Below are 25,054 nucleotides of genomic sequence, written 5' to 3'. Positions count from 1 at the left end.
GCGACTTTGGCATTTAGTTCATTTCTTATGCACAGTTCAGGTAAGTTAGTGAAGTGCTGGCAAATGTGAAAGCAATGAACAAAGTTATAAGACTCCGTATGCATGTTCGCCAGCAAATAAATTAAGAGTGTAAAAAAACTGAGATTAGTGTGTTATAGGCCTGATTTAATCAACAACACCAATTTCGATGGTTGGCCTCCTCTTCTACGTTAGACCATCCATGTCGTAGTCACTACCCGATGATATATTGAAAAATGACTCATGAAATGTTGTTAACAAACCTCTTCTTTTATTAAATCTACTTAGTAGGCTAGTAGCCGAAAAGTTGTTTAATAAAAATCCTAGGGCGGTTGTGATACCTAAATCTATCTGGTTAAGTTCGGCAGATGCTACATTCAAGATGGGTCCGGTTTATTATAAAAACATGGGAAATAGACTATGACATAATGTCGCCAAGGCACACATAGTGTGTGTTCGACTCACAGATTCTAAAAGGTGTTTCGTGTCAACTCAATTTGAAGATTCTTATAGTCGCAAGTATTATTACTTGCGACTTTCGGTCACTGAAGCTTGTAATTTTCGCTGTACCTATTGCTTACCTAATGGTTACAAACCGACGCATAAAAATTCTGAGTTTCTCTCTGTTGATGAACTCCGGCGTGTCGTGTCTGCATTTGCTAACCGTGGTACATCCAAGGTTCGTATTACAGGCGGTGAGCCCTCATTGCGTAAAGATTTTATAGATATTCTTGCTATGATTTCAGAACAAGAAGGTATTAAAAAGGTTGCGATGACCACGAATGGGTATAGCCTAGCAAAGAATGTACACCGTTGGCGTGACGCAGGGTTAACTGATATTAATGTTAGTGTTGATAGCCTTGATCCTAGGATATTCCATCAAATTACGGGTGTAAGTAAGTTGTATAATATAATGAATGGTATAGATACAGCATTTGAAGTTGGTTTTTCGCAAGTGAAAGTTAATGTGGTACTGTTAAAAGATTTAAATAATGGGGATCTTCCGGCCTTTCTGAAATGGATTCAATACAAACCGATCCAACTCCGTTTCATCGAGCTTATGCAAACTGGTGAGATGCATTCTTTATTCTCTCGCCATCACCAATCTGGCGTATCGATCCATAATTACCTCGTGTCGAATGGGTGGTTGATGAAAGTGAAGAAACACAGTGATGGGCCAGCGGAAGTGTTCTATAATCCTAATTACGTGGGCGAAATTGGTTTGATCATGCCTTACAAGAAAGATTTCTGTGATTCGTGTAATCGACTCCGTGTTTCAGCATTGGGTCAACTTCACATGTGTCTGTTTGGTGATTTTGGCATAGACCTTCGAGATTTATTACAAGAAGACAGGCAAAAAAATGCTTTGATTTCTCGCATCCAAGATCATGTTTCTAACAAAAAGAAAAGCCATTTTCTTGATCAAGGGTATACTGGGGTGACCTCTAACTTAGCATCCATTGGCGGTTAATACCTCCTTAGGTATTTTAAGTAATTGAGAGGAAGGTGTGTGATAGGTAAATGATACCTACGAGCATTGATTGTCTGTGTAATTGTGACCATAGAACTTAGTTAACAACGCTGCAACTTCAAGTTGAAATGGTATGCATATATTCTCTGAGGTTTAAATTTATGGGACAAGATGTTATTGAATTTATGCCAGCTAACATCGCTGTTCTTACTGTTTCAGATACTCGTACTGAGAAAAATGATCGTTCGGGGCAGTTTTTAGTGAATGCCCTGCAAAACGCAGGGCATTCACTGGTGGATAAGAAAATTGTTATTGACAATATTTATCAAATTCGTGCCATTATCTCACAGTGGGTTGCAGAGAAAGATATACAGGCCATTTTGATCACGGGCGGAACAGGCTTCACATCACGTGACTGTACGCCTGAAGCGATTAAACCTTTGTTTGATAAAGAAGTGGAAGGATTCGGCGAGCTGTTTCGTACCCTTTCATTCCAAGAAATTGGCACATCGACGATTCAATCACGTGCGGTTGCAGGTTTTGCAAATCATACCATCATTTTTGCGATGCCAGGTTCGACGGATGCGTGTAGTACTGGGTGGAATGGCATTATTAATCAGCAAATGAATGCTAGACATCGCCCATGTAATTTCATGTTACACATTAATGTGTAAAAATGAGTCCATTTACGCACATTAATGTTTCTGGAGAAGCCAATATGGTGGATGTTTCCGATAAAGCAGAGACAGTTAGAGAAGCTCGCGCCGAAGCATATGTTAATATGGAAGCAAAGACACTTGAACTCATTGTGTCAGGGCAACATCATAAAGGTGATGTCTTTGCTACTGCGAGGATTGCGGGTATTCAAGCAGCAAAGCGCACTTGGGATCTGATTCCTCTTTGCCATCCTTTGATGCTAACAAAAATAGAGGTGACGCTTGAAGCATTATTACAAACCTCACAAGTTCGTATCGAAGCTTTGTGTAAAATCAATGGTAAAACAGGCGTAGAAATGGAGGCTATGACTGCGGTGTCGGTTGCCGCACTTACCCTCTATGATATGTGTAAATCTATTCAGAAAAACATGGTGATTTGTCAGGTTAGGCTGTTCGAAAAAATAGGCGGGAAATCAGGATACTTTAAGGCAAAAGAATGATACGTGTATTTTTTTTTGCGCAAGTAAAAGAATTGATAGGTACGGGTTACTTGGAGCTTGAAGGTGTCTTTGTAACGGCAGAAGATATCCGTGTACATCTTGCTGCAAACGGTGATAAATGGTCACTGGCGTTGGAGTCTGGAAAATTGCTAGTGGCGATTAACCATACTATTTCAGAGTTAATGACACCGGTTAAAGACGGTGATGAAGTTGCATTCTTTCCACCAGTTACAGGGGGTTGATGATGATTTCGGTTCAATCTGCTGATTTTTCCGTCGAGAAAGAATGTAGATGGCTCAACAACAATGCAAGCGATGGTGCAATCGTGACTTTCATTGGGAAAGTCCGAGATATGAATTTTGGTGATAATATTACTACCTTGAGACTAGAACATTATCGAGGCATGACAGAAAATTCCCTTAAAGATATATGTAACGAAGCTAAATGGCGTTGGCAGCTTGGAAAGGTACGTGTGATCCACCGCGTTGGTACCTTAGACATTGGCGATCAAATCGTTTTTGTTGGTGTCAGTAGTGTGCATCGTAAAGTTGCGTTTGAAGCCTGTGCGTTCATTATGGACTTGCTCAAAACAAAGGCTATGTTTTGGAAAAAAGAATGCTTGGTTGATAATGAGCGCTGGATTGAAGTGTGTGATAGTGATTCAGAAGCAGCGAAACGTTGGTAAGAGGTTTCGATGAAGTATGTAATTAAGGGACTCTTATACCTGTATTTTTTACGGTCTGAAATATATTGTTATCAATTCATCACTGACTCTACTCCTAATTAGGATGCATGTAAGATCAGTATGCACAGTTAATTTGCAGAAGGAATTATTGGTAAGTACCGAGCTCTTCTCAAACTCAAGGTCGTGTATTCAATAAGTTTGCTCCCGTCTGGAAAAAGAATTTTTTCATGGATTACAAATCTTGTTAGGACACATGATATCTGCAGTAGTAAATAATAGAGTTGCAAGTCATCCTGATGAACTATTCAACTTATTAAATACGTAAACCCACTCAACAGTGACGCGTCTTGCCATGCTCTGTATTGGTGATTAACCCTTTTATAGGGTACTTCTTATAGCCGTAAGTTACAGTTGATTAAATAAAAAAACAAACGAAACACAACCCTGTTTGACATTGTTGTGTTTATTGCGATATCTTTTACACCTCACTTAAGTGAGGTATTTTTATTTATGTAGATATCCACAACAAAACTTGCAAAGATTGAGGGTGTAACCACGCAAACAATTAGACGAAGAATAGAAAGCAACTTTTACAATAAAGTCAAGAAAACCGAAGGCGGTCACTACCGCGTTTTTATTACCCAACAACGGAGGATATGCTATGCAAGAGTTAGCTCAAGCAAACAAAAGTCTAGTATCGACACGCAAAAGCATATCCTGCTCAAACGGTATCCTGACGCAGAATTTATCAGTGACGTTGACAGTGCTTTTAACTTTAAACGAAAAGGACTTCAAACCATTCTGGAATCAGCAATACTCGGTCACTCCATCCACATTTTGGTTGCTACAAAAGACCGACTCGCAAGGTCTGGTTTTGAAATTATCAAATGGCTTATTCAATTATCAGGTGGACGAATAGAAATTTTGGATGACTCGGAAAGCACTACTGAATCATTCGAGACATCTGAACTTATTGGTTTTATTACCTCGTTCTGCAATAGCCACTACGGAAAACGATCCGTTGACAAGTGCAAAAGTAATAGCATCGAAAAAGATTAGTTTCTATCCAGAGATAAAAACTACCTACTTTGATGCTTTATCTTTATATTGATGCTCGTACAATCTAGCTGTTGAGCGTTTCCATAATGATAATTACAAGGACGAAAACGACAAGTTCATTAAAATACGTTCTGCAATTAAAATGCAAGTTGAACAAGAACAAAAAAGTATCTGACAATGGCACACTTTCCGCTGTTACAGAGTTTAAGAGCATTATTGGCTAAAAGAAGTATTCTCTACCATCCGGTAAGTGCCATTCATAGCCTAACTTTTGCTAAAGAAATCATAACGATCAGTAGGCTATTCTGAATACCACATCTAAAACTCCTCACTTCGCCTTTTAGGAAACAACTCCAGTTTGATGGGTATGCAGTGAGAATAAAAAATTAAAAGGTGCTAAGTCAGAGTTCAGAAAAATCAGTTTTAATAGTTAAAATCGTTTTAAACATTCATTCAGCATCGACCGTCTGCCAAAAGGCTTAAACTCTTGGATACAAGCACTAGGCAATATCCATTTAACTGAAGGTGTGCTAAGAGATGCAATCCTCACAAAAAATGAGGATTATTATGCTTGGTTTAACTGTAATCAGAGCAAATCAGTTAGCTTGATCGCATCTCCGATGTAATAGGAAGGTGTCATCTGCTTCAGACGGTCTTTTTCATACTTAGGCAGATCTTCTAGACTGTCTATGAATGCACGGATGCTTTTACCATCAACTTGTTTACCACGGGTCAGCACTTTTAGTTTTTCATAAGGTTTTTTAATACCGTATCGACGCATCACAGTTTGTATTGGTTCTGCCAGAACTTCCCAGTTATCATTCAATTCTACAGACAGTGACGACCGGTTTACTTCCAGCTTGCTGATGCCCTTCAATGTTGAGTTGTAAGCAATGAGGGCATAACCGACACCAACACCTAGATTACGGAGAACAGTCGAGTCTGTTAGGTCTCGCTGCCAGCGAGAAATAGGAAGCTTGTGTGATAAATGACCATAAATAGCGTTTGCTAAACCTAGATTTCCTTCTGAATTTTCGAAGTCTATTGGGTTAACTTTGTGTGGCATGGTTGATGAACCAATTTCGCCAGCAATGGTTTTCTGTTTGAAATGACCAAGAGCAATGTAGCTCCATATATCACGATTAAAATCGATTAGGATCGTATTGAAACGAGCCATGGCATCAAATAGCTCAGCAATGTAATCGTGTGGTTCGATTTGAGTGGTGTACGGGTTCCATGATATGCCTAACTCGGTGATGAACTCCTTGCTGAACGCATGCCAATCGATATCAGGGTATGCAGACAAGTGCGCATTATAGTTACCTACCGCACCGTTGGCTTTTGCAAGAAGCTCAATGCTTCCAATCTGCTTGTATTGGCGTTCCATACGATATGCCACATTTGCCATCTCCTTACCCATGGTCGATGGAGAAGCCGGTTGACCATGGGTACGAGTCAGAAGCGGTATTTCACGATATTCAACTGCCAACGCCTTGATAGCATCAATCACATTACGGATTTCCGGTAGAATAACTTGCTCACGTCCTTCTTTTAGCATTAATGCGTGAGAAATGTTGTTGATATCTTCTGATGAACATGCAAAGTGAATAAACTCATTAACAGTGTTCAATTCAGTATTTTTTGCGACTTTTTCTTTCAGAAAATATTCAACTGCTTTCACATCATGGTTTGTGGTGTATTCAATCTTTTTAATTCGTATTGCATCATCTTCATTAAATTCATTCGCTATTTTATGCAAAAATGCATTGGCTTCAATGCTGAATGCGGGGACTTCCTCAATAGCATCTGTTGCTGCCAGTTTTTGAAGCCAATAAATTTCAACAATTGTTCGGTACTTCAATAAACCGAACTCACTGAAAATCGGACGTAATACATTCGTTTTTTCACCGTAACGACCATCCACTGGTGAAATAGCTGTGAGTGATGACAGTTCCATGGTTTCCTTTCTGAATGATATTCATAAATTTCTGGTTAAGATGATTTTGGCATGCTCAATCATTTTTTTACGACCAAAAATAAGATGGCGATACTTTCCACCCACTTGATGCCATAGTACAGCGCTACGGATACCCGACAGCAGGAGTGCACGAATTTTATGTTGTACGTCTATTTGCTGAAGTTGAGCTGGGATACCAGTTACCTGAATACGCGGACCTAATGGGGTGATAATTTCGAGGTAAATGCTGGCTAAATTACTAATCATTTGATCAGTAAGAAGGTCAATGTGTTGAATCTGACGTTGGACGGTTTCCAAGTGATTTCCTAATTGCGCAAGACTGTCTCTTCGACCAGACAGCTTGCGTTCAAGTGCAAGAATATTGATTAAATAACGAGTGAGTTCGCTACTACTTATCCTGCTATCCAGTTCATTAATCAGGGTTCTTAAGCCTAATTTGAGGTTTTCTTCTTTACCGAAGACCTCGAAGGCAGAAGCAGGGTTTGTGACTATAATGCTGTTCAAACTTATTCTAAGAGCACTGTGCTCACAACAGCCTGAACGAGCTACTCCCTGAATCAGTTTGATGGCTTGACAGATACCTGCGAATGCGATAGTACGATCAAACAAAGTAGTAGCCACTGATAGTTGCTCCTTAAATACGCGTTTCGATTATACCGCCGCCCAGACAAATATCACCAGAATAGAATACTGCTGACTGACCTGGGGTTACTGCAGTTTGCGGTTTATCAAAAGTAACTTCGACTTTGTCGCCATCAATAGGTTCGATGGTACATGATATGTCTTGCTGGCGGTATCGCGTTTTTACGATTGACTTTAATGGTTGCGTCATTGTTTTACGGTCAATCCAGTGAAGTTGACCCGCAACCAATTTAGTCGAGTATAATCGAGGGTGATCGTTACCTTGTGCAACAATTAGGACATTTCGTTCCATGTTTTTATCAACCACATACCAAGCTGCTTCGTTACCATCACCGCCTTTTTGCCCTCCAATGTATAGACCTTTTCGCTGACCAAGTGTGTGATACATCAATCCTTGATGTTCGCCGATACTTTTACCTTCTATGGTTTCGATTACACCTGGTTGCGCTGGTAGGTACTTAGATAAAAAATCTGGAAATTTGCGTTTACCAATAAAGCAAATGCCCGTGGAGTCTTTCTTGTTCGCTGTGATCAGGCCTTGCTTTTCAGCAATGCGCCGGACTTTAAGTTTTTCCAAACCACCAACTGGGAACAAACTACGTGTAATTTGCTTGTGGCTAAGAGTGTATAAAAAGTAACTTTGATCTTTGTTGCTATCAACTCCACGAAGCATTTGTGTTTTCGTATCTTTTTTAGGAGGGAAGGTGCGCCTAACGTAGTGACCCATCGCGATATAATCTGCGTCTAGTACTTCATTTGCAAACTCCATAAAAGCTTTAAATTTAATCTCTTTGTTACAAAGGATGTCTGGATTTGGCGTGCGACCTGCCTTGTATTCGGTTAAGAAGTGCTCGAAGACGTTATCCCAGTATTCAGCAGCAAAGTTAATGGTATGCATATGAATACCAAGTTTGTCACAAACGGCTTGTGCATCGGCCAGATCTTCCGATGCCGAACAGTATTTATCATTATCATCTTCTTCCCAGTTTTTCATGAAAAGACCTTCTACCTGAAAGCCTTGTTGAATCAGTAGATAGGCAGACACTGAGGAATCGACGCCGCCGGACATACCAACAATAACTTTTTTTTTGCTGCTATCTAACATAACGACATTTCCAGCTCCCATTAGATTGGTGGCGAAGTTTAACAGAAATTCTTTTTTTGATACAGATGAGAACCTAATCACGCCTTGATTGTTTCGGAGTGATGGGTGTTTTTCGCCATTCGCCTAATTCCAACCCATTTATTGTCCATTCACCAATACTATAACGGATCAAACGAAGTGTTGGAAAGCCAACAGCTGCGGTCATTCGACGAACCTGTCTATTACGGCCTTCTTGTAATGTAATAGTAAGCCACGATGTGGGGATTGAGGGACGATGACGGATGGGCTGACTACGTGGCCATAAGTCAGGATTATTCATTAATTCAACAGTAGCCGGAAGTGTCCATCCATCATTAAGTTTTACACCTTTACGCAAACGAGTTAGTGATTCTTTGGTGGGAATTCCTTCAATTTGAACCCAATATGTTTTCGGTAATTTAAATTTTGAGTGGGTTAAACGCGCTTGCAAAACACCGTCATTCGTCAGCACAAGCAGACCTTCGCTGTCCTTGTCGAGACGACCTGCAGCATACACATTTCTTACTGAAATAAAATCAGCTAATGTTGAATCACCACACTTTCCCGTAAATTGACTCAACGTATTGAATGGCTTATTGAAAATAATGATTTGTGTAGGATTATTTTCTCGAACAGTTTTGCGAGTGTACTCACGTGAAATATGTTGTGCCTTTAATGTGGAAGCCAATTTGTTGACACCTCTTTCTGAAGTTGTTTTAAACGTCGTTGAATGCTATCAATCAGGTCTAGTTACAAAATGCGCTTTCGTATTATACATAGAATAATGTGATTAGTGTGTTGTAGAATTTACAGTATTCTTTTACGGTATGTTATACAAAAGAGAAAATTACCTGATTCACAATATTGATATATTAATGAAGCATTTTGCGACAGAAAATTATTCTGTTTGGTAGGTAACGTAATAAAAAACAGACAGAGGTGAATTAAATGAAAAATAAAGTGGTGGTACCAGAAATTGGTCAGAAGATTGAGATAGAAGGCGGTAAGTTGGTAGTTCCTAACAATCCAATTATCCCATACATTGAAGGTGATGGTATTGGTGTTGATGTTAGTCCAGCAATGATCCGAGTTGTCGATGCTGCAGTAGAAAAATCTTACGGTGGTAACCGTAAGATTTCTTGGATGGAAGTCTATACTGGTGAAAAATCAACTCGAGTTTACGGTGAAGATGAATGGCTACCTGTTGAAACTCTAGACTTTCTTCGTGAATACAAAGTGTCTATTAAAGGTCCTCTGACTACACCAGTAGGTCGTGGTATCAGCTCTTTGAATGTTGCTCTTCGTCAAGAATTAGATCTCTATATGTGTGTTCGTCCTATTCGTTATTTTAATGGTGTACCGACCCCTTTGCAACGACCAGAAATGACTAATATGGTTATTTATCGTGAAAATTCAGAAGATATCTATGCAGGCATTGAGTTTAAAGCAGGCACGGCAGAAGCTGATAAGGTGATCAAGTTCCTAAAAGAAGAAATGGGTGTAACTAAAATCCGGTTCGATCATCAGTGTGGTATTGGTATCAAGCCAGTATCAGAAGAAGGTACTAAGCGTCTGGTTCGGGCGGCAGTCCAGTATACTATCGATAACAATCGTGATTCTCTTACTTTAGTTCATAAGGGTAACATAATGAAGTTCACCGAAGGTGCCTTCAGAGATTGGGGTTATGAGGTAGTAAAAAAAGAATTTGGTGCTGAATTGTTAGATGGCGGTCCTTGGGTGGTGTTCAATAACCCTAAAACTGGCAAAAGAATTATTGTTAAAGATGCGATTGCGGATGCATTCTTACAACAAATTCTGCTGCGCCCAGCAGAATATGATGTGATTGCAACCCTGAATCTGAATGGTGATTATATTTCTGACGCGCTGGCAGCACAAGTTGGTGGCATAGGTATAGCCCCTGGTGCAAACATTGGTGACGGTATTGCATTGTTTGAAGCTACACACGGCACGGCGCCCAAATATGCAGGTCAGGACAAAGTAAACCCTGGTTCACTAATCTTGTCCGCAGAGATGATGCTTCGTCATATGGATTGGTCGGAAGCGGCTGACCTGATCATTTGTTCTATGGAAAAAGCGATCAGTAATAAGACTGTAACTTATGATTTTGAACGTCTAATGGAGGGTGCTACTTTGCGAAAGTGTTCTGAGTTTGCTCAAGATATGATTGAACAAATGTAAATTAGCACTTCAGAAATAAAAAATACGGGGAAAGTCGTGACTTTTATTTTATAAATCATTAAAAATTTTCCAAATACGAGGTTCTTCCGGCATATTTCTACAACTATCTGAATTAATAGCAATTTCTATGATCAGATCACCATGGAGTTAAGCGCGAGGTGATGAAGAAAACGACCAAGCACAAGATCAGCAATTGAAAACAATATAATCAAACATTAGTAAACAATGGCTCAGTCACTTTTTAGATAAATGAGGCTGCCATTAAGGCATGGAATTGTTTAATACATCACAGTCATCGTTACCGTGGTTTTATATTTCAGAAATTCTTAATAACATGAAGTAAATCTACTAGATAGTATAAACGTGTAACAGCCTAATATTTTAATATTTATGTAACATTATGCTGTCGATAAATAACCCTCTAGGAAAGTCACAGCATCAGCAAAATGCTTGACATTCAGATGAGAGTAACATTTAACCATGCAGGTCATTGAGCGACCAAGCCAGAGTAAAATTTTTAATTTTGGGGTGTCATTCATAACCAAACACGTGGCACATGTATAACGCATTATAGTGAGGTATAAATTTAGGGTCATCTTTTGATGCTTAGAACCATCCGCATCTTCTTTCAGTTGTTTGTGATTTTGGCTCCGGAGAGTCCTTCAAACGGCATATGAAGACCTCTTTCTTTTCGTTCACGCATGATATATCAGAGCCGAACGATTAAGAAGAGGAACTCGCCTTGTGTGCCAGTTCTTCGTGTCTCCGAGCGTTATGTGTGAACAATCTTCCATCACATCTCGCCATTCCAGTTTCTGTAGTTTCCCAGTTCTACATCCGGTTTTTATCGCCACAATGACAAGATCTGCAATTAAGGATCAGGTTAAAAGTAAAGCAGTAAAGGCGTTGAAAGACGACAAACTGACGAAGTGTAAACAGGACAGTCTTTATCACAAACACTCATTAACTGAAACAGCAATGGATCGCTATAAGCAGTTGCTCGGTCCTACACTCACTCTTCGTGATTACACTGCTAAAGTTGGTGAAGCACTGGCGAATATGAAAACAATGAACAATATCATAAGATTCGGTATGCTTGTGCTCCATCAGACAAATTAAAACTGTAACAAATATTGGGATCAGTGCGTTATAGACCTGATTTAATCAACAACGCCGGAAATTATGAGCGAGATATCGCTAAAAGTGGTATAAACTGATCCCTTAGTATAAAAATCCCTTGAAGTGAATTAAATAATATCATTCAGTTTCAAATATATATGATAATCTCGAAAGAAATTACGGCAGCACAATATCACTGGTATTTATGTTAATATGACTAAAGTTATATTGTTGAACGAGTTTTCTAAAGCAAAGATCAACAACACCTAATGAAGGGCACTTAAACTAAAATTTGTCTATCTTTTTTATTCTCGTAGGACACTACCCAGAAGGGTGGATAAAGGAAGCCATGCAACGCGTAGAGGACATTCTGTTCAACGCAATATCGGCCATTAACGCTGCTAACTCTGTTGTGGTCTTAGATGAGGTACGTGTACAACACCTAGGTAAAAAATCTGAACTGACAGCGCAACTTCAAGCATTAGGTAAATTACCACTTGGCCTGCGCCATGAAACTGGTACGAGAATTAATAAAGTCAAACAAACTATTAAGCAAGCCATTTCTGAGCGTAAAAACACGCTTGAGCATTCGGAGCTTGAATTGAAGCTTTCCGGTGAAGCCATTGACGTGACCCTGCCAGGACGGCGCATTGAGGAGGGTGGTATTCACCCACTAACACGTACTATCGAACGCATTGAAGGTTTCTTTGGGGAATTGGGTTTTTCGGTTAAAACGGGTCCGGAAATTGAAGATTCTTTTCACAACTTCGATGCACTGAACATTACAAAAGATCACCCAACACGTACTGACCATGATACTTTCTTTTTTAATCATGATCTTATGCTACGTACGCATACCTCTGGTGTTCAAATTCGCACCATGGAGAACAACCAACCACAGATGCGTTTCATCGCACCTGGTCGTGTTTATCGTAACGACTACGACCAAACACACACTCCAATGTTTCATCAGGTAGAGGGATTGTTGGTTGATCAAAACGTAAACTTCTCTCAATTAAAAGGCATCCTCCATGATTTTCTGTGCAACTTCTTTGAGGAGGATCTGGAAGTACGTTTTCGTCCCTCTTACTTCCCATTCACTGAGCCTTCTGCAGAAGTAGACGTAAAGGGCAAGAATGATAAATGGCTGGAAGTTTTGGGTTGCGGTATGGTGCATCCGCAGGTACTTCACGCAGTCAACATCGACCCTGAAAAATACTCAGGGTTTGCCTTTGGCATGGGTGTGGAACGTTTGACCATGCTGCGTTATGGCGTGCATGACTTGCGTGCGTTCTTTGAAAACGATCTACGCTTCCTGAAACAATTCAGGTAAGTATTGGAGTAATTAAAAAATGAGATTCAGTGAGTCTTGGCTTCGAGAATGGATTAAACCTGCTGTAAATAGGGAAGAACTTGCTCAGCAAATGACTATGGCAGGTCTGGAAGTAGACGATATTGAAGCTGTTGCAGGTAAATTTACTGGTGTTGTTGTTGGTGAAGTAATTGAATGCTGTCAACACCCCGACAATGAAAAACTGCGTGTAACTAAAGTAAACGTGGCTGGCGAAGAGCTGCTAGACATCGTTTGTGGGGCATTAAACTGCCGTCTGGGTTTGAAAGTAGCTGTAGCCCCTGTTGGTGCTGTTTTACTTGGCGATTCTAAAATCAAAAAAGAAACACTATGTGGTCAACTCTCAAACGGTATACTGTGTTCTTTCTCTGAACTGGGTATTGACATTGAACCGAACGGCATAATGGAACTCCCAAAAGATGCAGTAATTGGAACTGATGTACGAAAACTCCTCAATCTAAACGATGTAAGTATAAATGTTGAACTGACTGCAAACCGTGCAGACTGTTTAAGCATCAGAGGGTTAGCTCGAGAAGTTGGTGTACTAAACCACGCTGAAGTAACCGATCCTAAATTTAATAAAATATCACCAGTTATCGACGATAAAGTCTCCATTGCTATCGAAGCACCCAGAGTTTGTCTTCGTTACTTGGGACGTGTTGTTCGTAATGTCAACGTAAAAGTTACTTCTCCATTGTGGATGCAAGAAAAATTGAGGCGTAGCCGTATTCGCTCTATTGACCCAATCGTTGATATCACAAACTACGTGATGATAGAGCAAGGTCAACCGATGCATGCATTCGATCTCTCTAAAATTGAGGGGGGTATTGTGGCACGTATGGCGAAGCCAGGTGAGAAATTAGTTCTTCTTGGCAACAACGAAGTAGAACTGAACGACGATACGCTAGTTATTGCTGACCACAATAAAGCGCTGGCAATTGCGGGTATCCTTGGTGGTGACTTTTCAAGTGTAAAAACTGAGACCAAAGATATTTTTCTGGAAGCTGCTTTCTTTACTCCAGATTCAATTCGTGGCCGAGCACGTAGCTATGGTTTGTACACTGATTCGTCACACCGTTTCGAACGTGGTGTTGATACAAGTCTTCAGTACCACGCCATGGAACGTGCAACACAACTTCTGATTGCGAGCTGTGGTGGTGAAGCGGGTGATATTGTTGCTCAAGAGTCGAAAGAGTATCTACCAAAGGTACAAACAATTCTTCTTCGTCGAACTAAATTGGATAATCTGCTTGGACATCACATTGCCTCTGATGAAGTTGTAGAAATTTTGACGAGGCTGGGCTGTGATGTAGGAAAAACAACTACAGGTTGGAGTACCAAAATTCCTTCATGGCGTTTTGATATATCTCTTGAGGAAGACTTGGTGGAGGAAGTAGGTCGTATTTTCGGTTATGAAAATATTCCAAACCAAGTACCAATCACGCACCTCATTATGAACGAACATAAAGAAGTAAATCAGCCTCTTAAGCGCATTCGTGATCTACTAGTCGACCGAGGTTACTACGAAGTTATCACATATAGCTTTGTTAATCCAGCACAACAAAAACTTATCGTACCTGATGTTGATGCACTTATACTGCCATATCCAATCTCCGTTGATATGTCCGCTATGCGTTTAAGTCTCTGGACAGGTTTGTTGAACACAGTTGTTTATAATCAAAAGCGTCAACAACCACGCATACGTCTGTTTGAAGCAGGTTTGTGTTTCATCCCTGATGAATCTGCAGAGACCGGCGTACGTCAAGATATGATGTTGGCAGGTGTAATTACTGGGTTACGTTCCGAGGAACATTGGGATATTGCAACTAACTTGGTTGATTTTTTTGATTTAAAAGGTGATCTAGAATCTATTTTAAAGCTAACTGCTAATGAGTTGGCATATAATTTCAAGGCTGCTAAACATCCAGCACTACACACAGGGCAAAGTGCCGAGATTGAAATTTACGGGAAAGTTGTTGGTTACATAGGTGCAGTACATCCAAAACTTGAGAAAAAATTTGGTTTGAACGGTCGTACCATCGTATTTGAAATAGAGTGGGACGCTATTAACCAACGTATTCTTCCAGAAGCTGTTGATATCTCTAAGTTCCCTTCAAACCGGCGGGATATTGCCGTGACTGTTTCTGATAAAATTGAAGCAGAAACAGTCGTTCGCGCGTGTTTGGCTACTGATAATGCACTTATTAGAAGTTCACGACTGTTTGATCTATTTAAAGGTAGGAGTGTAGAAGAAGGCAAAAAAAGCTTAGCCATTGCCTTATTACTTCAATCAGGGGAGCGTACCTTAGAAGAAGCTGATATTTCTAATGCGGTTTCAGATGTTGTAACACTATTAGGTCACAAGTTTAACGCAAATCTCCGCGACTAGTGCAACACCACTTTAATAAAATAGCAAACTAACTATTGATGGTAAGTGCCCTAGATTAATCTCAGATCTGTATAAGCGCGTCTTTTCAAATCGAGTGACGTATGTGTGCTGAGACGCTCATGAATGAACTTCTTATTTCTCTCTAAGATTCTACTGATAACCAACCAGATCATAGCGTTTGAGAGAATTTATTTAGCCTTTTTTGATGAAAACGATGATAGTATACGTCGTGCAAATTACCTGTAATAATATCACTTTATTTTCAGGCGGATAGTGAAGTGAGTACAGTTAAATATTTTAGCAATTTGGCTAAAATAATCACCCTCAACCAGTCGTTGTTCAATATAAAACTGACTTTCATCATTTAACTGTATATAGGAATGCAAATCTCCATCTCAAAAGAGGATGCGAAAAGTGTAGAGTGTACTGCAGTCTATCTGCTTTCTGCTAAGTTATGCATTTCACCTGACGAACGATGAGGTACTACGCACACTGGCGATTCCCACGAAACCACTACACAGAGTTATTTATAGGTTTGTAAGATAGACCTGTATTCAAATCTAAAAAGAGAGATCTCCAGATCAAGCTGCTGGTTATGTATTCAATAGGTTAATTATTATCTGAATTTCGAGAGTATAGAATCTACTAGGATAATCAATGTTGGTAATGCTGTGGTGCTTTGTTGAGCAATAACTCTTTGTTCTTCCAACACGTCATTTAATATGTCATGCGTAGTAAGCGGATTGGCTAAGACAACTCTGAACACATCTGTTGGACGTCGGTTCCATTTTGAAGGAGTCAACCGTGTGCGTGACACAAAAGAATATCCCATTTCTCGTTGACGTTTTTGAATGAAGATGGTCAAGGTATTGAGTAAAGCGTGGATCTGGTCGGTCTGTTCTGATGTTGCTAACGCTAGCGCTTCACGAGCTAGAGTGGGTAAGTAGCGATAAGTCAGCAAACAAAGTTCAGGGGCGCTTACTAATTCAAAATCCTCCTTTTGCTTAATTAATTCGGCGAAGTACATGGCTTTATCGACACTTTGATCAATCAACAATTCATAACCTTGCCGTCCAATAATCTTCAGGCTAAAAAACAATAACATGGTTATGCCGCTTCTCGAACCTTCTAGGGTATGACAACCTAGATCTTTTGAACTTTTTCGAAGAATGTAATCGGCATGATGTTCGATAGCAGATGCTAAGGAGGGGTCTTTAAATAGTACCATACCCGTACCCATTGGCACATATAGTTGTTTATGTGCATCAATGGTGACTGAGTCAGCACGTTCAATGCCTTTTAATTTTGGACGTTGCTTATTCGACATCAAACTTGCGCCACCCCATGCAGCATCAACATGAAAGTGGATACATTCACGTTCAGCAATATCTGCCATTTTGTCTAGCGGGTCAATATTGCCTGTTTCAGTAGTACCTGCAACGCCCACAAGGGCAAAAGGTTTGATGTTATTTTCTTTGAGCTCAATCAGAACTGCTTCAAGTTTATCTAGGTGAATACGGTTGTTGTCGTCGGTAGGTATAGCGATTAGTGAATGTTGACCAATACCGAGAATATCCGCGGATTTTTTCAGTGAATAATGACCTCGTTCAGAAACCAAAACAACTAAATCTTTATAACCATAATACCTCATTGCATGTGAAATACCTTCTTCAGCTACACCTTTGAAATTACCCTCAGGTTTAAGCTGATTGTTTCTTGCTACCCAAAGTGCAGTGATATTAGCGATGGTTCCACCTGAACAAAAAGCACCTAATGAATGTGCAGAGCTGTGCATCCAACTATTATAGAAATTAGCATCACGTTGATATATCAAATTGTGTAACATACCTAGCACTTGGCGTTCAAGAGGAGTAAAGGCTTTAGATGTTTCGATCTTAACCGTATTTTGATTCAAGGCTATCATGATTTTTGAAAGTGGCATTAAGAAATAGGGCAACGCCGATGTCATATGACCAATGAAACGTGGTGAAGACGTGTGGACAGATTGTGCAATCAGCTTTTCCAGTAAAAATTCGGTGTGGTCAGAAACAAATGTGGTTTGTTCAGGAATATACGGATCACAAAAGTCTTTTTCGATGTCTGTGAGTGAACAATTTATCAAAGGAACGTGATCTTGCAGGAAACTATTTAGGTTTTTAGAAATGGCTTTCTCAATGGAACTTAGTTTGGAATTCGATGCTTCTGGTACGGTAAATATACGATGTAGACTATCTAGTGATGCCTTTACTTGCTTATATTTCTTAGCCATCTGGATACTTTATTGAATATTAATGTGCATGGTTTACACGATGTTTTATGAAGATACAACCTAGCATCACATGAATAAGAATGAAGATAATGTGATAATAGAGAATATCGAGGTGGTATAACAAAATTTCTAGTATGTATTCAATACATTGCTATTCATATAAAATATATATTTTGCATGCACATGAAAATGGTTAAGAAACAGGGTTTCTAGCATGATGGACACCGATACCATTCTTTCGCCCTCCGTTAGGTGAGATGCACAGGTGTTATATCTTAAACGATCGATACAACTACGGTGCCAAGAATGCTCGATTTAGGATATGTTTTTTAGTTGGTCAAAAATGGGTTAAATAATAAATCATTTCCGGAGCATTAGGCGGTTCCAAAGTTTCATCACTTTGGATTTCATATTGTTTTTCACACCCGTTATCAGTGTCACTCCCTTGTTTGCAAGTTCCCGCTCCAATGGACCAAAGATATAACCTTTATCTCCGTATAAACACCCCAGATATCGTCAACCCTTTCAGATACAGGCTTTCTATCATCTACCTTAGCCGTCGTCACTTTGACTGAGATAATACCACCTTGGTCATTGATAATAAGGTGTAGTTTGAAGCCGTAGATCCACCCCATCATTCCTTCTTATCTCTTCGCGGTACCTTTAAAAACTTGATGTCTGAGAATGCGTAGGTTGTGACAAACCTGTATCTTGGACGAATCAACGAAGGGAATCCCTGTCGACCTTACCTGACGGTGAGTGAAGTAAGAGCAAAGTGGAACCAGAACACTTTGTATGAACTTGAGCATTCGCGTTTAGCTGACTAATTTAGTAAATTTGTTGGTGAGGTAACGGCAAACAAAGTGGATGTAATAGGTTTTGGAGTCTTGATACCCCGATTGATGGAAAGCTATCACTATCGTCATCACTTCGCTAACTGAGAGGCAAAAAGGCTTGTTTCTTTGTTTTATACCGAAAGAAATTAGGTGTTTTTCCCATGCAGGGATAAAAGTCTGGTAGAAATTGGCGACATCGACGAAAACAACGTCTAAGTTATTCAATGCTCAACTCCTTATGCAGTTGATAGTTTTTTTTAAACGTTCAGATCTCGACTTGGGCATTTAGTTCATTTCTTATACGCAACTCAGGTTAATTACAATGTTCAAGTTAGTGAAGCCATAGCAAATATAAAAGCGATGAACAAAGTTATAAGACTCGGTATGCCTGTTCGCCTGCAAACAAATTAAGACTGCAATAAATATTGGGATCAGTGTGTTATAGGCATAATTTCATCAATCATACGGATGATACCAAAAATTAGATCTACCACGTGTGTTGAGGATATGTATTTTATCTTGGGAATATATTCATGACTAACTTCGTTGAGGTTAGTTCCTTTGGATAGAAATCTCTTTATCAGACCATTGATATACCCATTCAACCCCCGATTACTTGACCAATATAGTTTAGCTAAATAGCCGGAATCGTCTGTAATTTTAGCAACTTCCTCATAATCGGCAAACTCTGCATCGTTGTTTGCCGTGAAACTTTTTAGGTCATAGAAGATGGAATTTACAATTCTAATAAACGTTTCCACCACAGTACCCGCCTGCTTATTAGGCATCCTTTTGATCCAACATAGTTTATTGGATTTATCCACCACGGTAAGCAGAAATAACGTGTATCCAGTCCCGATGACAGTGTCAATTTCAAAATGAAAAAACTCTGTTTTTTCGTCAGCGATATCATGGCATTTCTTAATGCCAACACGTTTTTTATCTTTACCTTATCACTGATGCCAATTTTTCATTTGAGCTATAGTGATTTCTGGTATATGGGTAGGAAATAATGCGGTATAACCTGTTAATTGATCTCGCCAGATCAACAACCTACAAGGAATAGACAGCATGAACAATAATCGTAACGTTACCGAGCTTCATAAACTAGAAAACCCGCTTAATGAACTACTGAAACAAAGCGCACAGCAGTTGTTGGCTTGAGCTATAGAAGCCGAGATTTAATCATTGCTTGATAATTTTACATCACTCCAAGCTAACGGAAAGCAGGAAGTGGTACACAATGGTCATTTACCTGGTCGGTACCTACAAACGTGGCTTGGTGACATTACCCAGGTGACGTATATGTACTGGAACGCTCATGAATTACCCGTCTTGGTTCTCTCTGAAATATTGCTGAAAGCTAGTACGTTCGTGTGGTGAAGTAGATTTCTTTGCCCTGTTGTGATGAAAAATGATGACAGTACACGCCGTGAGAATTATCTAGGATATGGCGTTTTATTTTTCGACTGATAGTGGAGTAAGCACAACCAAGTGTTCGGGCAAGATGCCTAAAGGCATAGCCCTCAGCCAATCATTGTTCAATATAAACCCAGTTTTTATCATTGAACTGTTTATGAGTCATGCACATTTCCATAGTAAAAGTAGATGAGGAAAGTGTACTTCAGTCTCGCTAACGCTCCAATAGGTTTTACATTTCACCTTACGTAGGGCGATTTTCACTATTCTTGTATGCGGGGAAAAATAACATTTAACATTAACGGTAGCTATAATGATCACCTGTACAAAATAGGTATTTTATATGAATATCAATCTATCAAATATACAACATAAACAGGTTATGTTGACCATCCTCATACGTGAAACTGCATTATACGTTGATATATTTTCTACGAAAGTTGGCGATTAATTTGCCATGACCACGTTTAACCAATTACTGGGCACAACATCTAATGATTCATCTTTAACAATAAAGCAGCGCTATAAGCTCCTTTCTACCCGTGTACATCCAGACAAAGAAGGGTCTAAAGTTCTAATGCAGCTCGTTCATCAAGCCTATGAGAAAATTTCTATAGGTAAAGGTGAACACCAACTTATTCTCCCTACATCGGCTTCATTTAAAAAATGTGAAGCCCTTGGTAGAAAACTTCAACAAGTAAAAAACGAGCGGAATGAACTGGTTTTATTGAATAAATTACTTAAAGTTAAACTTTATCAGACACAGAATAGTTTAAACACGAAGGAAGACTTTGTGATAAATGCAGATTTCATTAAGAAAGTTGCACAGTTAGAAGGAGAAAATTTGTTATTGAAGAATGCGAGGGATCAATTACTGTCCCAAATAGGTGCGATACCGGCGGAAAAGAAACTCACAGGTGAGATTCGGTCGGTTCTGTCTGAAAGTGACGTGTTAGCAACGGAACGCGTTCGAAATTCCGACTCTAAAAGCACAGGTACTTTACTGTATACTAGGAAATTCTGGTTGTCTGCGGTTTCAGTCATTGGTATTATTACCATAGAGGGAAAACAGGTCAACTGGAGATTATTTTTAGGTTGGTTGAGTGAAATGCCTAGTGAGCCTTCCCCCTCTGTCGTTCGTTTTAAGACTGTTGAATCCAATATAAACATTGACGAAAAGCCTTTATCTTAACATGTTAAATCTCATAGTAGTCATTTAGTGAGGGCATAACAACCCTTGCCTTTTCTACGTTTAACAAACAAGGCAGGTATTTGGTTACTTGGGTCATATACAGTTTCTAATAAGCCCTATATCTCGATTCGCAGCGACAAAGGATCATACATTGTCAACGCTTGTGCAGGAAAATTTACTTTGTACATCAACAAGCATTTTAAACCCCTTCGTGTTGCTGCCAATTTAATCTATCTTCGTCAAAATCAGCATTTTCATGTAGACCAGATCCCCTATGGACAAGGGTCATCACCAGAAAGTTGGTTGCAAAGCCGTAAACTTCAAATCAACAAAGAGTATTTTACCAGTGAATAATTTTATTCAAGTAAATTAATATTAGAAAGCAAATGCCAAAATGAATAAATAACCTCAAATCTGTATAAATGCGACTTTCTCAAGCCGAAGATTTTTAAGGCTATGTTTTCTTGGTGGGAACGTAGAAGTAATAAATCCAGCAATTAGGTTGACCATAAAGCCCACCCCACTTCGGTGCCGAGAGTGCTCAATTTAGGGTATGTTTTTTAGTTGGTCAAAAACGGTTTAAATAATAAATCGTTTCCGGAGCATAAGGAGGTTTCAAAGTTTCATCACTTTTGGTTTCATATTGTTTTTCATACCAGTTATCAGTGTCACTCCCTTGTTTGTAAGTTCCCGCTCCAATGAACCAGAGATATAACCTTTGTCTCCATATAAACACCCCCAAATCTCGTTAACCATTTCCGATACAGGCTTTCTATCATCAACGTTAGCGTCATCACTTTGACTGAGATAATACCACCTTGGTCATTGATAATGAGGTGTAATTTGAAACCGTAGAACCCCTCATCGTTTCTTTTCCTCTCTTTGCGGTACCTTTAAAAACCTGATGTCTGAGAATACGTAGGTTGTGATAAACCTGTAGCTTAGATGAATCAACAAAGGCAATCCCTGTCGGCCTTGCCTGACGGTGAGTGAGGTAAGAGCTAAGCGGAACTAGGACACCTTGCATGCGCAAGGACATCTTCGTGTAACTAACTAATTCAGGTAAATTATTCATGCACAAGGACTTGTGCAGTCAATAGTTTATTTCAAACGATCAGATCGCGACTCTGGCATTTAGTTCATTTCTTATTCGCAGCTCAGGTTCAATAGAAAAAAGCTATGACGGTAATTCGATAAAGATTCATCTTTCGTAGATACTGGCGGATTACCTATCTAACTTCAAGTTATCGGAGGGACGAAAGCACGATATTATTCATGTAGAAAGTCTTTTAGACCACCTTGCCGAAGGCATCATGATAGTTGTTGTTAAAGGTTATAACAGCACGTTATTCAGGAAATATGAAGAGGTTAAAGGTAGAAAGACCGTCAGTGCTAAACGAAGTCAAGGGCGATATATTGAGAAAAGGGGTATAAACCAGTTTCTATAAATATCGTCCTTTAGTAGAGAGCGTCGTTGAGTGAATTAAACAATATAGCTCTAGTTTCAACTAGAGCTAATAAATTGGAAATAAATTACGTTAGCAATGCTGTCATTGACATATATGTTGATGTGGTTGCCGGTGTATTATTGAACAAGTTTTATACAAAAAAGATAAACAGCTCCTCTTAACGAGCAAAATACGTATCCTTTTAGCTTACAGACCATTGAGACAATGTGCGTTTAAAGTCCTGATAATGAAATGAATTTAGTAACTGAATATTTCCATTTTCCCGCTGACAATAAATTGAAGGCATACGAATACCATTAAACCAATTCAACTTGACCATAGTGTACCCTGCGCTATCAGTGATGTGAAGACGTTGTCCAATGTTCAGTTGTGTATCAAAGCTGGCTACACAGAACTGATCACCCGCTAAGCATGAGCAACTTCCCATCACATAAGTGTACTCCCCATTATTACTAGATTCTACGATCGAAGCCGGTTCGTTATAAAGCAGGGTATCCAAACGGTGAGCTTCTGTCGCACTATCCAGAATAGCTGTTTTAATTTCGTTTTCAACAATATCAACCACTGTAACTACTAGATCGGTCGTGTTAGTGATGATTGCTTCACCAGGTTCAAGGTAAAGCTGTACAGTGTGTCGAGCACCAAATGCTCTCAGTGCCCTCGCAAGTTTTTGGACATCATAACCCGGCCATGTAAAAAACACACCACCACCTAAGCTCACCCATTTGAGCTGGTTAAAATACGTTCCAAACTTATCTGAGACAGTATCAAGTAACCGAAGAAAGACATCCACATCTTTGTTTTCACAATTCATATGGATCATCACTCCATCAAGCAACGCAAACACTTTAGGGTCAATATTATCGGCATGAACACCTAAGCGAGAGAATTGCCGTGCAGGATTAGCTAAATCCTGTTTAGCATAGCTCACACCCGGATTCAAACGAAGCCCAAGTGAGGCTTTTCCTTCTACTAAATGATGATATGCTATCAGCTGCGACTGGCTGTTGAATATTAACTTATCACAAATATCTACAACCTCGTGGACATCATCTTCGCTATATCCAACACTGTACGCATGAGTCTCACCACCGAACATTTCATGCCCCAATTTTACTTCAAATGGGCTACTACTAGTGGTGCCATCAAGATAAGGCTTAATAATGTCAAATACACCCCATGTTGAAAAGCATTTGAGTGCTAAAACTAATTTCACCCCAGATAACTCTTTCAGTTTCTTAGCTATCTCTAGGTTTTTAATCAGTTTATTTTCATCGATTAGGAAATAAGGCGTTTTTAACTGCAATGACTTCATTTCATTTCTCATAAATGACCTGTGTTTTATAATTCAAATACACACGGGTTTGATCACTAAAGTTATTTCAGAATGTTGATTAAGAGCGTTTTTGGTTCAAGCTCTTTAACAACCCAATTGAGTCCAATAGAAGGCATCAGTTCCAAAAACGGATCTGGGTCAAATTGTTCCATATTGAACAAACCGGCAGCTTTCCAATTTCCTTTAAAATAAAGCAGAGCCGACGTGATAGCAGGAATCCCAGCGGTGTAGGCAACAGCTTGATGCTCAACGTCTTTGTATGCTACTTCATGGTCTGAAATGTTATAAATAAACACGCTACGCGCTTTACCCTCTTTAATGCCTTGGATCCAAGTTCCTATACAGGTTTTTCCCGTGTAACAAGAAGCCAATGAGGTCGGTTCAGGCAACAAAGCTTTCAGTACTTTCAACGGTTTAACAACTGTACCGTCTTGCAATGTGATAGGTTTTTGGCTTAACAAACCGATATCCTTCATGAAGTTAAAGTGGTTCAAGTAACAATCATCAAAACCCATCCAAAACTCAATACGTTTTGCGGGGATAAATTCCTTCATTGATCGCACTTCATCATGAGCCATGGAGTACACCTTGTGGATACCTACCTCTGGGAAATCGAATTCCATCATCCTAGTATGACAGGCTACTTGTTTCCATTGCTCACCTTCCCAATAGAACGAATCGCCTTGGATTTCAAGCAGGTTGGTTTCAGGGTCAAAATTAGTCGCAAACATCTTCCCGTGATTACCTGCATTTACATCCATCACGTCAATAGTATCGATTTCGTCAAACAAATGCTTCACTGCATACGCAGCAAACACACTCACGACACCCGGATCGAAGCCAGAACTAAGAATACCAGTGATACCAACTTCTTCAAATTTACTACGAAATATCCACTGTGAATCATACGCTTCTGGCACTTGTTGGTGTTCACTACACAAATCAACTGCAACAGAAGTATCAAGGTAAGACACTTTTGTTTGATAGCAAGCTTCCATGATGGCTTCACTTATCCAAGGAGGTCCTGCGTTTAAGACCAAATCGGGCTGGACACCATGGATGAGTGCAACCAAAGCCTCAATATCATCTGCATTTACCTCAAGCGCTTCCAGCTTAAAGCTTGGGTCTTTCATGTTGTTACGTCCTTTAATTGAGGCAATGATGGCCTCACACTTCCTAACAGTACGAGACGCTATGGTAATATCACCCAGCACATCGTTGTTTTGCGCCGCTTTATGAGCAATTACCCAACCAACACTACCTGCACCAATTTGTAGAATAGCCATTTTATGTATGTCCTTGTCTTGCAAGTTTTTCTTATAAAAAAACGCAATGTGAAAATT

The 25,054-nt window shown here is 39.6% G+C and carries 21 protein-coding genes and 4 pseudogenes; 13 read left to right on the top strand and 12 right to left on the bottom strand.

What is annotated here, in order from left to right:
- The first annotated feature begins 502 nt into the window (after positions 1-502).
- The 6 genes from moaA (at position 503) to BTN49_RS17605 (ending at position 4,389) form a co-directional block, all read left to right on the top strand.
- Positions 503-1,489, top strand: coding sequence for a GTP 3',8-cyclase MoaA (gene moaA, locus BTN49_RS05950; RefSeq protein WP_097356419.1), 987 nt, complete (start codon positions 503-505; stop codon positions 1,487-1,489).
- Between the two features lie 161 nt (positions 1,490-1,650).
- Positions 1,651-2,163, top strand: a complete 513-nt coding sequence (gene moaB / locus BTN49_RS05945; RefSeq protein WP_097356418.1) for a molybdenum cofactor biosynthesis protein B — start codon at positions 1,651-1,653, stop codon at positions 2,161-2,163.
- Between the two features lie 2 nt (positions 2,164-2,165).
- Positions 2,166-2,645, top strand: a complete 480-nt coding sequence (gene moaC / locus BTN49_RS05940) for a cyclic pyranopterin monophosphate synthase MoaC (RefSeq protein ID WP_097356417.1) — start codon at positions 2,166-2,168, stop codon at positions 2,643-2,645.
- Positions 2,642-2,887 (top strand): molybdopterin synthase sulfur carrier subunit, encoded by a 246-nt coding sequence (gene moaD / locus BTN49_RS05935; protein WP_097356416.1) that lies wholly within the window; start codon positions 2,642-2,644, stop codon positions 2,885-2,887. The genes moaC and moaD overlap by 4 nt, the downstream gene beginning before the upstream one ends.
- Before the next feature lie 2 nt (positions 2,888-2,889).
- Positions 2,890-3,330, top strand: a complete 441-nt coding sequence (moaE, locus tag BTN49_RS05930; protein ID WP_097356415.1) for a molybdopterin synthase catalytic subunit MoaE — start codon at positions 2,890-2,892, stop codon at positions 3,328-3,330.
- Between the two features lie 516 nt (positions 3,331-3,846).
- Positions 3,847-4,389, top strand: a complete 543-nt coding sequence (locus BTN49_RS17605; protein ID WP_097356414.1) for a recombinase family protein — start codon at positions 3,847-3,849, stop codon at positions 4,387-4,389.
- 586 nt (positions 4,390-4,975) lie between these two features.
- Here the strand turns inward: BTN49_RS17605 and purB are convergent.
- The 4 genes from purB to BTN49_RS05905 all read right to left on the bottom strand — a co-directional run bounded on the left by purB (position 4,976) and on the right by BTN49_RS05905 (position 8,820).
- On the bottom strand, positions 4,976-6,346 hold the full coding sequence (gene purB / locus BTN49_RS05920) for an adenylosuccinate lyase (RefSeq protein WP_097356413.1): 1,371 nt from the start codon (positions 6,344-6,346) through the stop codon (positions 4,976-4,978).
- Between the two features lie 21 nt (positions 6,347-6,367).
- On the bottom strand, positions 6,368-6,988 hold the full coding sequence (gene hflD / locus BTN49_RS05915; RefSeq protein ID WP_097356412.1) for a high frequency lysogenization protein HflD: 621 nt from the start codon (positions 6,986-6,988) through the stop codon (positions 6,368-6,370).
- A 13-nt stretch (positions 6,989-7,001) separates the two neighbouring features.
- Complete coding sequence (mnmA, locus tag BTN49_RS05910) at positions 7,002-8,114, bottom strand: tRNA 2-thiouridine(34) synthase MnmA (RefSeq protein ID WP_097356411.1); 1,113 nt, start codon at positions 8,112-8,114, stop codon at positions 7,002-7,004.
- Positions 8,115-8,187: 73 nt separating this feature from the next.
- Complete coding sequence (locus tag BTN49_RS05905) at positions 8,188-8,820, bottom strand: pseudouridine synthase (protein WP_097356410.1); 633 nt, start codon at positions 8,818-8,820, stop codon at positions 8,188-8,190.
- A 260-nt stretch (positions 8,821-9,080) separates the two neighbouring features.
- Between BTN49_RS05905 and icd the strand changes: the two genes are divergently transcribed.
- Positions 9,081-10,331, top strand: coding sequence for an NADP-dependent isocitrate dehydrogenase (gene icd / locus BTN49_RS05900; RefSeq protein ID WP_097356409.1), 1,251 nt, complete (start codon positions 9,081-9,083; stop codon positions 10,329-10,331).
- A gap of 398 nt (positions 10,332-10,729) precedes the next feature.
- Here the strand turns inward: icd and BTN49_RS12945 are convergent, their stop codons facing one another.
- Complete coding sequence (locus tag BTN49_RS12945) at positions 10,730-10,927, bottom strand: hypothetical protein (RefSeq protein WP_146679181.1); 198 nt, start codon at positions 10,925-10,927, stop codon at positions 10,730-10,732.
- A 148-nt stretch (positions 10,928-11,075) separates the two neighbouring features.
- Here BTN49_RS12945 and BTN49_RS20595 point away from each other — a divergent pair, with 148 nt between their 5' ends.
- The 3 genes from BTN49_RS20595 (at position 11,076) to pheT (ending at position 15,190) form a co-directional block, all read left to right on the top strand.
- On the top strand, positions 11,076-11,450 hold the full coding sequence (locus BTN49_RS20595) for a hypothetical protein (RefSeq protein ID WP_146679178.1): 375 nt from the start codon (positions 11,076-11,078) through the stop codon (positions 11,448-11,450).
- A 349-nt stretch (positions 11,451-11,799) separates the two neighbouring features.
- Complete coding sequence (gene pheS, locus BTN49_RS05890; RefSeq protein WP_097356407.1) at positions 11,800-12,783, top strand: phenylalanine--tRNA ligase subunit alpha; 984 nt, start codon at positions 11,800-11,802, stop codon at positions 12,781-12,783.
- Positions 12,784-12,802: 19 nt separating this feature from the next.
- Positions 12,803-15,190, top strand: a complete 2,388-nt coding sequence (pheT, locus tag BTN49_RS05885) for a phenylalanine--tRNA ligase subunit beta (RefSeq protein WP_097356406.1) — start codon at positions 12,803-12,805, stop codon at positions 15,188-15,190.
- Positions 15,191-15,806: 616 nt separating this feature from the next.
- Here pheT and panP read toward each other — a convergent pair.
- Positions 15,807-17,459: a pyridoxal-dependent aspartate 1-decarboxylase PanP gene (panP, locus tag BTN49_RS05880; protein ID WP_097356405.1), complete on the bottom strand. Its 1,653-nt coding sequence runs from the start codon at positions 17,457-17,459 to the stop codon at positions 15,807-15,809.
- A 318-nt stretch (positions 17,460-17,777) separates the two neighbouring features.
- Positions 17,778-18,520, bottom strand: a pseudogene (locus BTN49_RS22110) (IS982 family transposase); the annotation flags it as partial.
- 90 nt (positions 18,521-18,610) lie between these two features.
- Between BTN49_RS22110 and BTN49_RS20590 the strand changes: the two are divergent.
- Positions 18,611-18,706: pseudogene (locus BTN49_RS20590) on the top strand (IS5/IS1182 family transposase); the annotation flags it as partial.
- A gap of 20 nt (positions 18,707-18,726) precedes the next feature.
- Here BTN49_RS20590 and BTN49_RS05860 read toward each other — a convergent pair.
- A pseudogene (locus BTN49_RS05860) lies at positions 18,727-19,224 on the bottom strand (IS30 family transposase); the annotation flags it as partial.
- Between the two features lie 434 nt (positions 19,225-19,658).
- A complete protein-coding gene (locus BTN49_RS20585; protein WP_146679172.1) occupies positions 19,659-19,829 on the bottom strand; it encodes a helix-turn-helix domain-containing protein in 171 nt (56 codons plus the stop codon).
- A 342-nt stretch (positions 19,830-20,171) separates the two neighbouring features.
- Between BTN49_RS20585 and BTN49_RS05855 the strand changes: the two genes are divergently transcribed.
- Together BTN49_RS05855 and BTN49_RS17585 are read left to right on the top strand one after the other, a co-directional pair.
- Positions 20,172-20,906: a J domain-containing protein gene (locus BTN49_RS05855; protein ID WP_223823740.1), complete on the top strand. Its 735-nt coding sequence runs from the start codon at positions 20,172-20,174 to the stop codon at positions 20,904-20,906.
- 45 nt (positions 20,907-20,951) lie between these two features.
- Complete coding sequence (locus BTN49_RS17585; RefSeq protein WP_223825302.1) at positions 20,952-21,260, top strand: hypothetical protein; 309 nt, start codon at positions 20,952-20,954, stop codon at positions 21,258-21,260.
- A gap of 54 nt (positions 21,261-21,314) precedes the next feature.
- On the opposite strand, the pseudogene BTN49_RS22105 reads toward BTN49_RS17585, so the two are convergent.
- The 3 genes and pseudogenes from BTN49_RS22105 to BTN49_RS05835 all read right to left on the bottom strand — a co-directional run.
- Positions 21,315-21,969 (bottom strand): annotated as a pseudogene (locus tag BTN49_RS22105) (IS982 family transposase); the annotation flags it as partial.
- A gap of 587 nt (positions 21,970-22,556) precedes the next feature.
- Positions 22,557-23,690 (bottom strand): carboxynorspermidine decarboxylase, encoded by a 1,134-nt coding sequence (gene nspC, locus BTN49_RS05840; protein ID WP_097356398.1) that lies wholly within the window; start codon positions 23,688-23,690, stop codon positions 22,557-22,559.
- 62 nt (positions 23,691-23,752) lie between these two features.
- Positions 23,753-24,997: a carboxynorspermidine synthase gene (locus BTN49_RS05835; RefSeq protein ID WP_097356397.1), complete on the bottom strand. Its 1,245-nt coding sequence runs from the start codon at positions 24,995-24,997 to the stop codon at positions 23,753-23,755.
- Positions 24,998-25,054: the final 57 nt, after the last annotated feature.

Source organism: Candidatus Enterovibrio escicola (assembly GCF_002464935.1).
Taxonomy (GTDB): domain Bacteria; phylum Pseudomonadota; class Gammaproteobacteria; order Enterobacterales; family Vibrionaceae; genus Enterovibrio; species Enterovibrio escicola.
This window is presented reverse-complemented; position numbering and strand designations above follow the sequence as displayed.

What these genes read in the sequence shown, in the direction of transcription:
- moaB (WP_097356418.1), top strand. Translation starts at nt 1,651, where the DNA reads ATGGGACAAGATGTTATTGAATTTATGCCAGCTAACATCGCTGTTCTT.
- moaC (WP_097356417.1), top strand. Translation starts at nt 2,166, where the DNA reads ATGAGTCCATTTACGCACATTAATGTTTCTGGAGAAGCCAATATGGTG.
- moaD (WP_097356416.1), top strand. Translation starts at nt 2,642, where the DNA reads ATGATACGTGTATTTTTTTTTGCGCAAGTAAAAGAATTGATAGGTACG.
- moaE (WP_097356415.1), top strand. Translation starts at nt 2,890, where the DNA reads ATGATTTCGGTTCAATCTGCTGATTTTTCCGTCGAGAAAGAATGTAGA.
- purB (WP_097356413.1), bottom strand. Translation starts at nt 6,346, where the DNA reads ATGGAACTGTCATCACTCACAGCTATTTCACCAGTGGATGGTCGTTAC.
- mnmA (WP_097356411.1), bottom strand. Translation starts at nt 8,114, where the DNA reads ATGTTAGATAGCAGCAAAAAAAAAGTTATTGTTGGTATGTCCGGCGGC.
- icd (WP_097356409.1), top strand. Translation starts at nt 9,081, where the DNA reads ATGAAAAATAAAGTGGTGGTACCAGAAATTGGTCAGAAGATTGAGATA.
- BTN49_RS12945 (WP_146679181.1), bottom strand. Translation starts at nt 10,927, where the DNA reads ATGACCCTAAATTTATACCTCACTATAATGCGTTATACATGTGCCACG.
- pheS (WP_097356407.1), top strand. Translation starts at nt 11,800, where the DNA reads ATGCAACGCGTAGAGGACATTCTGTTCAACGCAATATCGGCCATTAAC.
- pheT (WP_097356406.1), top strand. Translation starts at nt 12,803, where the DNA reads ATGAGATTCAGTGAGTCTTGGCTTCGAGAATGGATTAAACCTGCTGTA.
- panP (WP_097356405.1), bottom strand. Translation starts at nt 17,459, where the DNA reads ATGGCTAAGAAATATAAGCAAGTAAAGGCATCACTAGATAGTCTACAT.
- BTN49_RS05855 (WP_223823740.1), top strand. Translation starts at nt 20,172, where the DNA reads ATGACCACGTTTAACCAATTACTGGGCACAACATCTAATGATTCATCT.
- nspC (WP_097356398.1), bottom strand. Translation starts at nt 23,690, where the DNA reads ATGAAGTCATTGCAGTTAAAAACGCCTTATTTCCTAATCGATGAAAAT.
- BTN49_RS05835 (WP_097356397.1), bottom strand. Translation starts at nt 24,997, where the DNA reads ATGGCTATTCTACAAATTGGTGCAGGTAGTGTTGGTTGGGTAATTGCT.